General features: G+C 70.5%; 13 protein-coding genes. 3 read left to right on the forward strand and 10 right to left on the reverse strand.

Annotated features, from left to right (window positions below; all coding sequences use genetic code 11):
* Positions 1-203: 203 nt before the first annotated feature.
* Positions 204-1463, reverse strand: a complete 1260-nt coding sequence (locus AC1D12_RS08840) for an efflux RND transporter periplasmic adaptor subunit (RefSeq protein ID WP_477826941.1) — start codon at positions 1461-1463, stop codon at positions 204-206.
* 3 nt (positions 1464-1466) lie between these two features.
* Entirely contained in the window at positions 1467-4685 is a 3219-nt protein-coding gene (locus tag AC1D12_RS08845; RefSeq protein ID WP_477839990.1) for an efflux RND transporter permease subunit, read from the reverse strand.
* Positions 4686-4930: 245 nt separating this feature from the next.
* Between AC1D12_RS08845 and AC1D12_RS08850 the strand changes: the two genes are divergently transcribed.
* Positions 4931-5350 carry a hypothetical protein gene (locus tag AC1D12_RS08850; RefSeq protein WP_477839992.1) on the forward strand — a complete coding sequence of 140 codons (420 nt, stop codon included), beginning with the start codon at positions 4931-4933 and terminating at the stop codon, positions 5348-5350.
* An 18-nt stretch (positions 5351-5368) separates the two neighbouring features.
* On the opposite strand, the gene AC1D12_RS08855 is transcribed toward AC1D12_RS08850, so the two are convergent.
* Positions 5369-5764, reverse strand: a complete 396-nt coding sequence (locus tag AC1D12_RS08855; RefSeq protein ID WP_465111525.1) for a translation initiation factor Sui1 — start codon at positions 5762-5764, stop codon at positions 5369-5371.
* An 87-nt stretch (positions 5765-5851) separates the two neighbouring features.
* Between AC1D12_RS08855 and AC1D12_RS08860 the strand changes: the two genes are divergently transcribed.
* The gene (locus AC1D12_RS08860; RefSeq protein ID WP_477827632.1) at positions 5852-6445 is read left to right on the forward strand and encodes a peroxidase-related enzyme; all 594 of its coding nucleotides are present in this window, start codon (positions 5852-5854) and stop codon (positions 6443-6445) included.
* Here the strand turns inward: AC1D12_RS08860 and AC1D12_RS08865 are convergent.
* The 4 genes from AC1D12_RS08865 to AC1D12_RS08880 all read right to left on the reverse strand — a co-directional run bounded on the left by AC1D12_RS08865 (position 6442) and on the right by AC1D12_RS08880 (position 9607).
* Positions 6442-7185 (reverse strand): HvfC/BufC family peptide modification chaperone, encoded by a 744-nt coding sequence (locus AC1D12_RS08865; RefSeq protein WP_477827631.1) that lies wholly within the window; start codon positions 7183-7185, stop codon positions 6442-6444. The two genes, AC1D12_RS08860 and AC1D12_RS08865, sit on opposite strands and share 4 nt — an antisense overlap.
* On the reverse strand, positions 7182-8030 hold the full coding sequence (bufB, locus tag AC1D12_RS08870) for an MNIO family bufferin maturase (RefSeq protein WP_477827630.1): 849 nt from the start codon (positions 8028-8030) through the stop codon (positions 7182-7184). The genes AC1D12_RS08865 and bufB overlap by 4 nt, the downstream gene beginning before the upstream one ends.
* Before the next feature lie 27 nt (positions 8031-8057).
* Complete coding sequence (gene bufA2, locus AC1D12_RS08875; RefSeq protein ID WP_047501706.1) at positions 8058-8315, reverse strand: BufA2 family periplasmic bufferin-type metallophore; 258 nt, start codon at positions 8313-8315, stop codon at positions 8058-8060.
* A gap of 89 nt (positions 8316-8404) precedes the next feature.
* Positions 8405-9607, reverse strand: a complete 1203-nt coding sequence (locus AC1D12_RS08880) for an amino acid aminotransferase (protein WP_477839995.1) — start codon at positions 9605-9607, stop codon at positions 8405-8407.
* Between the two features lie 165 nt (positions 9608-9772).
* On the opposite strand from AC1D12_RS08880, the gene AC1D12_RS08885 reads away from it, so the two are divergent.
* On the forward strand, positions 9773-11896 hold the full coding sequence (locus AC1D12_RS08885) for a diguanylate cyclase (RefSeq protein ID WP_477839997.1): 2124 nt from the start codon (positions 9773-9775) through the stop codon (positions 11894-11896).
* Here AC1D12_RS08885 and AC1D12_RS08890 read toward each other — a convergent pair.
* The 3 genes from AC1D12_RS08890 to AC1D12_RS08900 all read right to left on the reverse strand — a co-directional run bounded on the left by AC1D12_RS08890 (position 11833) and on the right by AC1D12_RS08900 (position 15151).
* Complete coding sequence (locus tag AC1D12_RS08890) at positions 11833-12318, reverse strand: glutathione peroxidase (protein WP_047501704.1); 486 nt, start codon at positions 12316-12318, stop codon at positions 11833-11835. The genes AC1D12_RS08885 and AC1D12_RS08890 overlap by 64 nt on opposite strands.
* 12 nt (positions 12319-12330) lie before the next feature.
* Positions 12331-13518, reverse strand: coding sequence for an acyl-CoA dehydrogenase (locus AC1D12_RS08895; protein WP_477824816.1), 1188 nt, complete (start codon positions 13516-13518; stop codon positions 12331-12333).
* 94 nt (positions 13519-13612) lie between these two features.
* Entirely contained in the window at positions 13613-15151 is a 1539-nt protein-coding gene (locus AC1D12_RS08900; RefSeq protein ID WP_477824817.1) for a 3-hydroxyacyl-CoA dehydrogenase, read from the reverse strand.
* Positions 15152-15166: the final 15 nt, after the last annotated feature.

Genomic DNA, 15166 nt, shown 5'->3' on the forward strand with positions numbered 1-15166 from the left:
GCGCTGCTCCAGCGCATCGAGCTGCGCGTCGCCGAAGCGCTGCCACCACGGCCCCTTGGCGGCCGCGTCGTCGGGCGAGGCCGTGCGCCACGGCGCATCGAGCGTCYAGGTGACGGGCATGTCGGGCTTCGGCGGCTGGTAGTCCGGGCCCGCCGCGCAGGCCGTCAACAACAGGACCAGCAACGGTGCAGCAACCCGCAGCGTCACAGCGCCCCCTTCGCCGGCGGAGCGTCCTTGCCCGCCGGCGTGTCCTTGGCCGCTGGCGCCAGGGCCACCCGGTCGCCATCGGTCAGCGAGTCCGACGGATTCAGCACCAGCCGCTGGTTCGCCGCCAGGCCGTCGAGCACCTCGACGCTCTCGCCGTAGTTGCGGCCGAGCGTCACCGCGCGCAGCGTCACGCGGCCGCTCTCGTCGACCAGCGCGACGCGCGTGCCTTCGGCGCGGAACAGCAGCGCATTCGCCGGCACCAGCACCGCCTGGCTGGCCGCCAGCGGCAGCGACACCTGCACGTAGGCGCCCGGCAGCAGCGTGCCATCCGGGTTCGGCAGCGCGATCTCGACCTGCATCGTGCGCGTACCGGTGTCGATCGACGCCGCGGTGCGCGCCACCGTGCCCTTGAAGCTCTGCCCGCGCAGCTCGCCCTGCGTGACGACCACCGGCTGCCCCGCCTTCACCAGCTGCGCATACGACTGCGGCACGTTCACGTAGACGCGCAGCGGATCGGTCTGCGACAGCGTGAACAGCGGCTTGCCGCTCATGTCGATCAGGTCGCCCACGTCGACGTTGCGCCGCGTGATCACGCCGGCGAACGGCGCCACCACGCGCTTGAAGCCCTCGAGCTGGCGCAGCCGCTGCACGTTGGCGTCGGCCGCGGCCAGGTTGGCGCGCGCCTGCGCGGCACTGCTGCGGCGCTCGTCGAGGTCCTGCTGCGAGACCACGTCTTTCTTGCGCAGGCTCTCCCAGCGCTCGACCGTGCTCTTCGCGAGCTCCAGGCTCGACGACGCCTGCTCGCGCGCGGCGATCGCCTGCGTGAGCTGCTGGTCGAGCTCGGGCGATTCGATCTCGGCCAGCACCTCGCCGCGCTCGACGCGGCTGCCGATGTCCTTGGTCCAGCGCCGCAGGTAGCCGGTGGCGCGCGCAGCGATCGGCGATTGCACGAAGCCCTGCAGCGTGCCCGGCAGCGCGAGCGTCTGGCCGGCATCGCCGGTCTTCGGCAGCGCGGTCTTCACGTACTGCTTCGCGCGCTCGGCGGTGCCGGCCTCCAGCGCCTTCGCACTGCCCATGCGGCTGATCACGGTGCGGCCGGCGCCCAGCGCCAGCAGCACCAGCACCGCGAGCGCGACCCAGCGCATGCGGCGCGCGACGGCGCGGCGCTCCAGCGGGTCGGCCAGGTGCAGGGCGTGCTCGGGATCGTTCGGGTCGGCGGCGTGGATGCCCAGTGCCGCGTGGCGCTGCTCGGTCATGACTCAGGTCTCCTGGAGGCTGGCAGTGGGTGGCAGTGCGGCAACGTCACGCGCGGCATGGCGATGCGCCAGCCAGCGGTGCACGCCGGCGAACACCACCGGCACGAAGTAGAGGGTCGAGACGGTCGCGAACAACAGCCCGCCGATCACCGCGCGGCCGAGCGGCGCGTTCTGCTCGGCGCCTTCGCCCAGGCCGAGCGCCATCGGGATCATGCCGATGATCATCGCGAGCGCCGTCATCAGCACCGGGCGGATCCGCGTGGCGCCGGCTTCGAGCGCGGCCGACAGCGCCGGCACGCCTTCCTGCTGGCGCTGCCGCGCGAACGACACCAGCAGGATGCTGTTCGCGGTGGCCACGCCCATCGTCATGATCGCGCCGGTGAGCGCCGGCACGCTCAGCGTGGTGCCGGTGATGAACAGCATCCACGCGATGCCGGCCAGCGCCGACGGCAGCGCAGCGACGATGATCAGCGCATCGATCCAGCTCTGGAAATTGACGACGATCAGCAGGTACACCAGCACGATCGCCATCGCGAGGCCCACGCCCAGCCCGATGAACGAGGCCTGCATCGTCTGCACCTGGCCGCGCAGCACCACCTGGCTGCCACGCGGCAGCTTCGGGCGGATCTCGTCGACCAGCGCCTGCACCTTGCCGGCGACGCTCGCGAGGTCGGTGCCCTGCACGCCGACGTACACATCGATCGCCGGCAGGATGTTGTAGCGCGAGGCCACCGCGAGCTGCCGGCCCGGTGCCGCCTCGACCAGGTTGCCCAGCAGCTGCGTGCCGCCCGCGGCCGCGGCGGCCGTGCCACTCCCCGCGCCGACCGCGCCGACCGGCAGGTTCAGCAGCGCGTCCAGTGAATCCACCTTGTACTGCGGCGTCTGCACCGCGATGTTGTAGACCACGCCGTTCTGCGGGTTCAGCCAGAAGGCCGGCGCCGTCTGCGAGCTGCCCGACAGCGAGATCAGCACGTTCTGCCCGACGTTCGACGCGGTGAGGCCGAGCTGCTGCAGCCGCGAGCGGTCCATGTTGAGGTTCAGCGCCGGCAGGTCGTTGCGCTGGTGCACGTGCGCATCGACGGCGCCGGGGATCTCGCGGATCTTGCGCGTCAGCTCGGCCGCCAGCGCCGCGTTGGCGGCGAGGTTCTGGCCGGTGAACTGCACGTCGATCGCCGCCGGCAGCCCGAAGTTCAGGATCTGCGTGACGATGTCGGCCGGCTGGAAGAAGAACTCGGTACCCGGAAAGCGCTTCGGCAGCTCGGCGCGCAGCAGGCTGATGAACTCGTCGGTCGGCCGGTGGCCCTCCTTCAGCGAGAGCTGCAGCTCGCCATCGAGCGTGCCGATGGTGCCGGCATTGCTGTACGACAGGTTGATGCCGCTGTTGGGCACGCCCAGGTTGTCGAGGATGGTCTCCAGCTGGTCGGCCGGGATCAGCTCGCGGATCACTGCCTCGACCTCGTCGGCCAGCCGCGCGGTCTCCTCGATGCGCGTGCCGGTGGGCGCGCGCAAGTGCAGCCGGATCTGGCCCGAATCGACGCTCGGGAAGAAATCGCGCCCGAGGAACGGGATCAGCCCGCACGACAGCACGCAGAACAGCGAGAAGCCGATCACGAAGCGCCTGCGCTGCGACAGCAGGGCCGACAGCGACAGCGTGTAGACCCGGCGCACGCGCTCGAACTGGCGGTCGAAGGCGAGGTACACGCGCTGCAGCGCGTTCGGCTTCGCGCCCTTCGGTGCCGCATGCGCCTTGGCCATCAACAGCATCACCAGCGTCGGCACCAGCGTGCGCGACAGCAGGTACGACGCGATCATCGCGAACACCACCGCCTCGGCCATCGGCACGAACAGGAAGCGCGCGACGCCCGACAGGAAGAACATCGGCACGAACACGATGCAGATGCACAGCGTGGAGACGAAGGCCGGCACGCCGATCTCGCCGGCGCCGACCTCGATCGCCTCGATCAGCGGCTTGCCCAGGTGCAGGTGGCGCTCGATGTTCTCGATCGTCACGATCGCCTGGTCGACCAGGATGCCCACCGACAGCGCCAGGCCGCCGAGCGTCATCAGGTTCAGCGTCTCGCCGAGCATCTGCAGCACCAGGATGGACGCGAGGATCGACAGCGGGATCGTCGCCGCGATGATCAGCGTGCTGCGCCAGTTGCCGAGGAACAGCAGCACCATCGCGGCCGTCAGCAGCGCGGCGATCACCGCCTCGGCGATCACGCCCTTGACCGCTGCCTTCACGAACACCGACTGGTCGAACAACGGCGTCACCTTCACGTCGGCCGGCAGCGTCTGCGCGGCGCGCGGCAGCAGCGCGCGCAGGTTGTCGACGATGTCGAGCGTCGAGGCGCCGCCGTTCTTCAGCACCGACAGCAGCACGCCGCGCGCGCCGTCCTGCCGCACGATGTTGGTCTGCGGCGAGAAGCCGTCGCGCACGTAGGCAACGTCGCGCAGGTAGGTGGTGGCCGAACCGTTCGTGCGCACCGGCAGGTCGTTCAGCCCGGCGACCGCGTCGGGCGAGCCGTTCATCTTCACGGTGTACTCGGTGGCGCCGAACTTCGCGGTGCCCGACGGCAGGATCAGGTTCTGCAGGTTGATCGCGTTGACCACGTCGGCCGGCGACAGCCCGCGCGCCTGCAGCGCCGCGGTGTCGAGGTCGACCGAGATCAGCCGGTTCTTGCCGCCGTACGGGAACGGCACGGCCACGCCGGGAATCGTGATGAGTTGCGGGCGCAGCTGGTTGACCGCGGCGTCGAACACCGATTGCTCCGGCAGCGTCGGGCTCGACAGCGCGAGCTGCACCACCGGGATGCTGGAGGCCGAGTACTTGATCACCAGCGGCGGCGTGGTGCCCGGCGGCAGCTGCCGCACCTGGGTCTGCATCGACGCGACGACCTGGGCGATCGCGGTCTGGATGTTGGCGGTCGGCTGGAAGAAGACCTTGATCACCGCGACGCCGTTCAGCGATTGCGATTCGATGTGCTCGATGTCGCTGACGGTGGTGGTGAGCCCGCGCTCGCTCTGCGCCGAGATCCGCTGGCCCATCTCCTGGGCCGACAGCCCGCCGTAGTTCCAGATGATGCTGATCACCGGAATGTTGATTTCCGGGAAGATGTCGGTCGCCATGTTGCGCAGCGCGAACGGCGTGGCCAGCACGATCAGCAAGGCCATCACGATGAACGTGTAGGGGCGACGGAGCGCCAGCTGGACCATGGACATCGATCGAGACCTCTCAAGGAAACGCCGGGCCGCCCCAAGTTCCTTGACCCCCTCGGGGGGCCTGACGCGAAGCGGCAGGTGTGGGGGCCAACTGTTACGCGGGTCGTCGATCATAGGCAGATTCGCATTGCCGACGTGTGGCCGGTGGCGATGGCCGCCTGCGGCGAACACCCTGCGATGCGCGCGGCCGTCAGCCCGGCGTAAGCTGCCGGCACGCGGCGCGGGCCCGCCGCGAAGGAGTGGACATGGGCTGCCGACGCTGTGCACTGATCCGGGGCGCGCTGGGTGCGTCGATGGCATCGCTCGCGCTGGCGGCCGAGYCGCCGCTGCCACCGCCCGGCAGCGCGCCGAACCTGCCGAGCTGCGTGAGCACCGCGTGGATCCACTTCGGCCGCGACGACCGCGCCGCGGTGCTGGACGACGGCGACCGGCGCGCGGTGCTCGCCGAGATGCACAGCCTGTACCCGGTGCTCGAGCGCGACGGCGTGCCGGTGTCGCGCGTGGTGCTGTGGCGCCAACCCGGCGGCGAGCTGCTCTATGTGACCGCGATCGACAACCCTCGCCAGGTGGGCGAGGCCTGCTTCATCGCGACGGTGTCGGCAGCGCGCTTCAGCGTGACGGCGCCGCTGCTGCGCAAGTACCTGCTGCTGGAAGCGGCCCCTTGACGGGGGCGCGGGCGGGGCTCAGCCGCCGGCGCGCTTGACGGTGTGGCCGGCGCGCTTCAGGCGCTCCATCACCGTCTCGACGTGGTCGCCTTGCAGCTCGATGACGCCATCTTTCACGGTGCCGCCGACGCCGCAGGCGGCCTTCAGCTCGCGTGACAGCAGGGTCAGCGCGTCGGCGTCGAGCAGCAGGCCTTTCACCAGCGTCACGCCCTTGCCCTTGCGGCCCTTGGTCTCGCGCGAGACACGCACGATGCCGTCGCCCTGCGGCAGCGCCTTCTGCGCCTTGCACGCGCACTGCGCGACCGGCTGGCGGCAGTCGGGGCAGATTCGGCCGGTGTCGGTGGAATAGACCAGCGCCGACAGGTCAGCGAGGGTGCCGGACCGGCGTTCGTTGAGGGGCTTCGGCATGGACATCCTTTCGGGCGGCGATGGTAACGCCGGGGCCCGGGCCGCCGCGCAGCGACGTATCCTGGCTCGATCACAAGACCAGGAGACACACCCATGCGCCACCCACCCGTCAGCCGCTACCCGGTGCCCGAACTCGCCGGCCTGCCCGACGACATCCGCGCGCGCATCCTCGATGTGCAGCAGAAGGCGGGCTTCGTGCCGAACGTGTTCCTCGGCTTCGCGCACCGGCCCGACGAGGCGCGGGCCTTCTTCGCGTACCACGACGCGCTGCTGCTGAAGGAAGGCGGCCATCTGACGAAGGGCGAGCGCGAGATGATCATCGTCGCGACCTCGGGGGCCAACAACTGCCTGTACTGCGTGGTCGCGCACGGCGCGATCCTGCGCGTCTACGAGAAGCAGCCGCAGCTCGCCGACCAGGTCGCGACCAACTACCTGAAGGCCGACATCACGCCGCGGCAGAAGGCGATGCTCGGCTTCGCGATGAAGGTCTGCAACGACGCGGCCAACATCGTCGAGTCGGACTTCGAGGCGCTGCGCGTGCACGGCTTCGACGACGAGGACATCTGGGACATCGGCGCGATCACCGCCTTGTTCGGATTGAGCAACCGGATGGCGAACCTGATGAGCCTGCGGCCGAACGATGAGTTCTACCTGATGGGGCGGGTGGCGCGGGAGAAGAAGGCCTAGCGGATCAGCAGGCCCTCGGCGGTCCATTGCTGGACCGTGCCGACCACCCCGACCGCATCGGCCGCGATCTCGCACAGCGCGCTGAAGTCCTCGCCCCGCATCGCCGCCACGAGCAACCGCGCCTCGAGCGCGCTCGCCACCGTCCGCCAGCGCGTCTCCAGCAGCGGCCGCCAGACGATCAGCTGGTGCTCGCCCGCCTCGGGCTCGGCCAGCTCCGGCTCGTCGTCGCCCTGCAGCGCCCGCCACGCAGGTTCCACGTGCCAGTCGAGCGCCAGCACCTGCACGCTCGGATGAAAGCGCAGCACGCGCTGCGGCCAGCCGTCGACGGGCAGCGCCGCCAGCTCGGCCGGTGTCATCGGCGTCGCATCCGCCGCATCGAAGGCATCGCGCAACGCCCACTCCATGCGTGCCAGGTCGACGAACGCCGGATGCGGCACCAAGCCGGGATGTGCCGCCATGAACTCCGCCAGCCGGTGCCCGAACCAGCGGATCGACGGCTGCCGCGACGGATGCGCCTGCAGGTAGGCCTCGGCCAGCGCATCGAAGGCCTCGTCGCCCATCGCGCGCGGCAGCACGCCGTGGTTGTCGCGCAGCGCCGCCACCAGCCGCGCGCGGTAGGCGTTCTGGTAGATGCGCAGCAGCGGCTCGTGCTGCACCGGCTCGCGCAGCAATCCTTCGGGAGCCACCGCGCCGAGCATTGCAGCGTGCAGCCCGCTCTGCTGGTGCATCAACACGCTCATGCGGCCTCCGCCATCTGCAGCGCCGCAGCTTCCACCGCGCGCGCCTGGTCCAGCTCGACCACCAGTTCCGCCAGCGGCGGGATGTGGTCGTCGCGCTCGATCATCGCCGGCACCCGGCCGAGCCGCTGCACCGTGTAGCCATAGAGCGCCCACACCGCCGCGCACACCGGGTGGTCGTGCGTGTCGATCAGGTAGCTGCCATGGTCTTCGTGCCCGGCCAGGTGGATCTGCCGCACGCGCTCGCGCGGCATCGCGTCGATGAAGCGCCGTGCATCGAAGCCATGGTTCACGCTGCTGACGTGCACGTTGTTGACGTCCAGCAGCAGCTCGCAGTCGGCGCGCTGCAGCAGCTCGCCGATGAACTCCCACTCGCTCATCTCGTCGGCCGCGAAGCTGACGTAGCTCGACACGTTCTCCAGCACCAGCCGCCGGCCGAGCACATCCTGCACCTGGCGCACGCGCGGCACCAGGTGGCGCAGCGCCGCCTCGGTGTAGGGCATCGGCATCAGGTCATGCAGGTTGTGGTGGTCGACGCCGGTCCAGCACAGGTGGTCGGAGACCCAGGCCGGCTCGATGCGATCGGCCAGCGCCTTCAGGTCGCGCAGGTAACCGGCGTTCAGCGGGTCGGTGCTGCCGATCGACATCGACACGCCGTGCATCACCATCGGGTGGTCGCGGCGGATGCGATCGAGGTGGTGCAGCGGCTTGCCGCCGGGCACCATGTAGTTCTCGGAGATCACTTCGAGCCAGTCGACGCGCCGCGCGAGTGCGCGGTCGTCGCTGCAGAAGTTGCGGTAGTGCTCGGTGCGCAGCCCGAGCCCGAAGCCTTGCAGCGCGGTGTTCATGTCAATGCCGGCTTCGGGCGCCAGGTCTTACTTCAGCACCGTGCCGCCGGCGCTGGTGCACTCGGCAGCGGTCTTCTTGCCGACCCAGCCCTGGCCCTTGCAGCCGTTCTGGCCCTTGCATTCGCTCTTGGCGGTCTTGCAGTCGGAGGTGCCCTTGCAGCTGTTGACGCCGGCGCACTTGACGCTGCCTTCATCGGCAGCCTGCACGCTGGTGGCAACGGTGCCCAGCGAGAACAGGGCGGCGGCGGTGGTGGCCAGGGCGAGGCCGGACTTCAGGTTCAGCATGATCGGTTCCTTCAGGTTGGTGTGGGGACGTGCAGGCGGGGATGAATCCCCCGCGCCAGCCCCACTCTGTCGGTAACCGCCGCGCGTCCTTACACCGGCTGCTTCAGCACTTCGGCCATCGCGACCGCCGTCGCCTCGACGTTGCCCGAGTTCAGCCCCGCGACGCACATGCGCCCCGAGCGCACCAGGTACACCGCATGGTCCTCGCGCAACCGGTCGCACTGCTCGGCCGTCAGCCCGGTGTAGCTGAACATCCCGCGCTGGCTCAGGAAGTAGCCGAAGTCGCGGCCCGGCAGCTTGGCGCTCAGCACTGCATGCAGCTTCTCGCGCATCGCCTTGATGCGGACACGCATCGCGTCGAGCTCGGCCGCCCACTGCTCGTACAGCGCCGGCGTCTGCAGCACCCGCGCGACGATCTGGCCGCCATGCGTCGGCGGGCTGCTGTAGTTCCTGCGGATCGTCGCCTTCATCTGGCCCAGCACCAGCRCCGCTTCGGCCGCGTTCGGGCACACCACGCTCAGGCCGCCGCAGCGCTCGCCATACAACGAGAAGCTCTTCGAGAACGAGCTCGCGACGAAGAAGCTCAGCCCCGCATCGGCCAGCGCGCGGATCGCGAACGCGTCCTGCGAGATGCCGTCGCCGAAGCCCTGGTAGGCGATGTCCACGTACGGGATCAGCTTGCGCTGCGCCAGCACCGGGATCAGCTCGGCCCACTGCGCCGCGCTCAGGTCGACGCCGGTCGGGTTGTGGCAGCAGGCGTGCAGCAGCACGATGCTCTTCTCCGGCAGCACCGACAGCGCCGCCAGCATCTCGGGGAAGCGCACGCCGCCGGTGGCCGCGTCGTAGTACGGATAGGTGCTGACGGTGAAGCCCGCGCCCTCGAACATCGCGCGGTGGTTGTCCCAGGTCGGGTCGCTGACCCACACGCTGGATTGCGGGAAATAGCGCTTCAGGAAATCGCCGCCCACCTTCAGCCCGCCGGAGCCGCCGAGCGTCTGGATCGTCGCGACCCGCCCGCTGGTCACCGCCTCGTGCGTGGCGCCGAACAGCAGGTGCTGCACCGCCTGGCGGTAGTTGGCCGCGCCTTCCATCGGCTGGTACGGGCGCGCGCCGATCGCCTGCAGCATCGCCGATTCGGCCTCGCGCACCGCGCGCATCACCGGCAGCCGGCCTGCGTCATCGAAGTAGATGCCGATGCTCAGGTTGATCTTGTGCGGCCGGGGGTCGCGCCCGAAGGCCTCGTTGAGGGTCAGGATGGGATCGCCCGCGTAGGCGTCGACGTGCTCGAACATGGTGCTGCCTTGGGTGGAGAGGTGAGTCGGTGTCGGATGCAAATTATCCGCGACGCCCTTCAGCCCCCGCCCGGCGCGGCCGATATCCCTCGGGCGAGGCGCCGCCGATGTCCGGCCGGCACCCGCTCCACCCCGGCGCAGGGCAGAGACCAGAGAGTTCCCCGAGTGACTGTCAGATCGATCCGCAACAAGGCGCACTGGGCCGCATACGCCACCGTGGTGACGTTGGCGGTCGCCGTCTTCCTGGCCGCCTGGTCGGCCCGGCAGGATCGGCTGTGGGGCGACATGCAGGAGGCCGCGCACGAGGCGGCGCGCGAGGTCGGGCTGTCGACGCGCTCGGCACGCAACAGCGTCTTCATGCTGCAGGGTGTCGCGAACGGCCTGTTCCAGCAGCAGGGCCTCACGCTGTCGAAGGAGCACGCGGCAGCGCTCGCCGAGCGGCTGGACATCCCCGGCACCACCGTGCTGCTGCCGACCATGCGGGCCGCGCACCACACCGCGCGCGCATCGGGCAACAACCATGCCGATTCGCCGGCCTTCAGCATGGCCGGCCCGAAACCGGCGCCGGCCAGTGAAGCAGGTCGCGAGAAGGGCCGCGAGATCGAGATCGCGCTCGCGCTCGGGCCGGCGCTGATCCAGGCCAAGACCACGCAGGCGGCCGCCGCCGCGGTGTACTACCTGTCGGGCCAGGGCTTCCACCTGATCTTTCCGCCGGCCTCCGACGACCTGCAGCTGTTCACGCCCGACATGCTGGGCCGCGACCCCTACCGCGACGGCCTCGTCGAGCGCAACCCCGGCCGCGCGCCGGTCTGGTCGGCCTCGTACGACGACCCCAAGGGCAACGGGCTGGTCAGCACGCTGGCGATCCCGATCGACGATGCCGACGGCCACTACCGGGCCATCGCGGCGATGGATTTCCAGCTCGACAGCCTGTCGCAGTACGTGCGCCGGCCGGCGCTGGGCATCGCGACCGCCTTCATCCTCGACGACCACGACCGCGTGATCGCGCACCCGACGATGGTCGGCGGCGCCTCCGACAAGGCGCCGACGCTGCAGCAGGTGGCCGAGCGCGCCGGCACCTCGGGCGACTGGAGCGCGCTGCGCACCGCGCCGGCCAACAACCGGCAGCAGATCGCCGCCGACTGGGCGCTGGTCTACGACATCGAATCCACGCCGTGGCGCTATGCGATCGTGGTCGACCGCGCGCAGCTGCGCTGGGCCGCGCTGCGCACGATGCCGCTGGAGGCCGGCGCGCTCGCCGCGCTGCTGCTGTTGCTGGGCTATGCCGAGAAGCGCCGCCGCGAGGCGCTGGTGTCGCTGCGCCGCAAGGCGGCCGAGGACGTGCTGCAGGCCGCGCCGGCGCCGGTGGCGGTGCTGCGCCAGGCCGACCTGTCGATCATGATGGCCAATGCCGCGCTGCTGCGGCTGTTCGGCGACGACGGCACCGTCGATGCGGCCCGAGCCCGCCAGAGCGCGCACGAGCAGCTGCACGACCTGATCAAGAGCCTGTCGTCGCAGGAGCAGATCGATGCCGGCCGCGTCAGCGAGATGTGCCTGCAGCGCAGCGACAGCACGCCGTTCTGGGTGCTGGTGCGCTGCGTGCCGCTGGTGCACGAGGACGAGCCCGGCTGGCTGTGCAGCCTGACCGAGGTGACGGCRCTGAAGCAGGCGCAGGACCAGCTGGAGACGCTGGCCACCACCGATCCGCTGACCGGCGCGCTGAACCGCCGAGCGATCGCCACGCGCGGCAACGCCGAGCTGAAGCGCGTCGGCCGCACCGCGGCGAGCTTCTCGGTGCTGCTGCTGGACATCGACCTGTTCAAGCGCGTCAACGACGAGCACGGCCACCCGGCCGGCGACCGCGTGCTGCAGGCGGTGGCCCGGGCCTGCCAGGGCGCGCTGCGCGAGCTCGACGTGTTCGGCCGCTGGGGCGGCGAGGAGTTCGTCGCGCTGCTGCCGGACACCGGCCACGATGGTGCGGTGACCGCGGCCGAGCGGCTGCGCAGTGCGATCGAGAACCTGTGCATCGACGACGATGCGGGCCGGCCGATCCGCCCGACCGTCAGCATCGGCGTGGCGGTCGTGCAGCCGGCCGGCGATTCGCTGGAGGCGCTGCTGTCGCGCGCCGACACCGCGCTCTACGTCGCGAAGGCGGCCGGCCGCAACCGCGTGTGCGTGGCGCCCGCGGGCAACGCGCCGGCCGAGGTGGTTCAGGCAGCCGTCGTTCAGGCCGAGAGTGCGGCCTCGATGTCGGCCGACAGCGATTCGGGCGTGTCGGTCGGCGCATAGCGCTTGATCACCTGGCCGTCCTTGCCGACCAGGAACTTCGTGAAGTTCCACTTGATCGCCTTGGTGCCGAGGATGCCCGGGGCTTCGGCGGTCAGCCACTTGTAGAGCGGGTGGGCATCGCTGCCGTTCACGTCGGTCTTGGCCATCATCGGGAAGCTGACGCCGTAGTTCAGCTGGCAGAACGACGCGATCTCGTCGTTGCTGCCGGGATCCTGGTGGCCGAACTGGTTGCTCGGGAAGCCGACGACGGCGAGCCCCTTGTCGGCGTATTTCTTCCACAGCGCCTCCAGCCCGGCGAACTGCGGCGTGAAGCCGCACGCGCTCGCGGTGTTGACGATCAGCAGCACCTTGCCGCGCTGGGCCGCCAGCGGTGCCGGCTTGCCGTCGATCGTGGTGGCTTCGAAGTCGTAGGCTGTGGTCATGGTCGTTCCCTTTCAGTTGGAGAAAGCAGCGATGCCCGTCTGGGCGCGGCCGAGGATCAGCGCGTGCACGTCGTGCGTGCCCTCGTAGGTGTTGACCACCTCCAGGTTCACCAGGTGCCGCGCGACGCCGAACTCGTCGCTGATGCCGTTGCCGCCCATCATGTCGCGCGCCAGCCGGGCGATGTCGAGGCTCTTGCCGCAGGAGTTGCGCTTCATGATCGACGTGATCTCGACCGCGGCGGTGCCCTCGTCCTTCATGCGGCCCAGCCGCAGGCAGCCCTGCAGGCCGAGCGTGATCTCGGTCTGCATGTCGGCCAGCTTCTTCTGCACCAGCTGGTTGGCCGCGAGCGGCCGGCCGAACTGCTTGCGGTCGAGCACGTACTGGCGCGCACGGTGCCAGCAGTCCTCGGCCGCGCCGAGCGCGCCCCAGGCGATGCCGTAGCGCGCGCTGTTCAGGCAGGTGAACGGGCCCTTCAGGCCACGCACCTCGGGGAAGGCGTTCTCCTCGGGGCAGAACACGTTGTCCATCACGATCTCGCCGGTGACGCTGGCGCGCAGCCCCACCTTGCCGTGCACCGCCGGCGCGCTCAGGCCCTTCCAGCCCTTCTCGAGCACGAAGCCGCGGATCGCGCCGCTGTCGTCCTTGGCCCAGACCACGAACACGTCGGCGATCGGGCTGTTGGTGATCCACATCTTCGCGCCCGACAGGCTGTAGCCGCCGTCGACCTTGCGCGCCCGCGTGACCATGCTGCCGGGGTCGGAGCCGTGGTCCGGCTCGGTCAGGCCGAAGCAGCCGATCCACTCGCCGCGCGCGAGCTTCGGCAGGTACTTCTGCTTCGTCGCCTCGTTGCCGAACTCGTGGATCGGCACCATCACCAGCGACGACTGCACGCTCATCATCGAGCGGTAGCCGGAGTCGACGCGCTCGACCTCGCGCGCCACCAGCCCGTAGCAGACGTAGTTCAACGCGGCGCCGCCGTAGGCCTCGGGGATGGTCGGGCCGAGCAGGCCGAGCTCGCCCATCTCGCGGAAGATCTCGACATCGGTCTTCTCATGGCGGAAGGCCTCGAGCACGCGCGGCGCGAGGCGGCCCTGCGCGTAGTCGCGGGCGGCGTCGCGCACCTGGCGCTCGTCGCTGTCGAGCTGCTGGTCGAGCAGCAGCGGGTCGTCCCACTGGAAGGCTGCTTTGGTCGTGGACATGACGGAATCTCCGGGAGGGGTTTCGGGTGTCGGTTCGCAGGGCAAGGATGGCAGGGTAACCCTTGTCGGCTTGTCGGGCGCTTGTCCGGTGTCTTCAGGCTTCGTCCGCCAGCAGCGACAGCCCGAGCAGCGCGCGCCGCTTCAGCCACGGGCTCGGGCGATAGCGCGGATCGCCGTAGAAGGCGTGCATGCGTTCGAGGATCGTGAGCACCGTGCGCGCGCCGAGCCGGTCGCCCCAGGCGAGCGGCGGCAGCGGGTAGTTCAGGCCGAGCTTGACGGCGAGGTCGATGTCGGCCGGCGTCGCGATGCGCTGCTGCGCGATGTCGCAGGCGATGTTGACGATGGTCGCGACGACGCGCTGCGCGACCAGCCCCGCGCTGTCGCGGATCACGGTCACCGGCACGCCGTCGGCCGCGAACAGGCCATGCGCCGCATCGCGCCACGCGGCGGTGGTGGCCGGCGTGGTCATCACGACGCGGCGGCGCGACAGGTCGAACAGCGTCTCCACCGCCACCGTGCGCTGCGCATCGAGGCCGAGGCGCTGCACGCAGGTCGTCGCATCGTCGCCGACCGGCGCAACCACGCACAGGCTGCCGGCACGCGGCGCGGCGCCGTCGTCGACCGGCACGCCGAGCGTGGCCACCAGCGTGCGCAGCGCCGCCGGCGCATCGGGCGCGAGCCACACCGACGCCGGCCGCGCGGCCGGTGCCGCCGCCTCGGCGATCGCCTGCTTCTGCCCGCCGTCGTAGCGGTAGAAGCCGCGCCCGGCCTTGCGCCCGACCAGGCCGGCGGCGAGCATCTGGCGCGTCAGCGGCTGCGGCCGGTAGCGCGGCTCATCGTAGTACTGGCGGTAGATGGATTCCATCACCGGGTGCGACACGTCGAGCGCGGTGATGTCCATCAGCTCGAACGGGCCGACGATGAAGCCGGCCACGTCGCGCAGCACGCGGTCGATCTCGTGGAACTCGGCGACGCCCTCGGCCAGGATGCGCAGGCCCTCGGTGCCGAAGCCGCGCCCGGCGTGGTTGACGATGAAGCCCGGCGTGTCCTTCGCGCGCACCGCGGTGTGCCCCAGGCGCCGGCCGAGCGCCAGCAGGTTCAGCGTGACGGCCGGGTCGGTCAGCAGCCCGTCGACCGCCTCGACCACCTTCATCACAGGGACCGGGTTGAAGAAGTGGAAGCCGGCCACCCGCGCCGGCAGCCGCAACGAGGCGGCGATCGCGGTGACCGACAGCGACGAGGTGTTGCTCGCGAGCACGCAGTCGTCGCGCACCAGCGCCTCGAGCTGGGCGAACAGCGCCTGCTTGGCGCCGAGGTCTTCGACGATCGCCTCGATGACGACATCGCAGTCGCGCAGCGCCTCGAGCGTGGCGACCGGCGCGAAGCGCGCGGTGGCGGCTGCCGCCTGCTCGGCGCTCAGCTTGCCGCGTTCGTGCAGCGTGCGCAGCGTGCCGGCCAGCTTCTCGCAGCCCGCTGCCGCACCGCCCTCGCGCGCATCGAAGACCCGCACCGCCAGCCCGGCCTGCGCCGCGATCTGCACGATGCCCATGCCCATCACGCCGGCACCGACCACGCCCAAGGTCAGCGGGGCGGTGGCGAAACGGGGCCGTTCATCCTGGGGATCGGTCTGCATTGCGGGACACCATGC

The sequence above is a fragment of the Rhizobacter sp. P1_G5 genome (assembly GCF_056405435.1).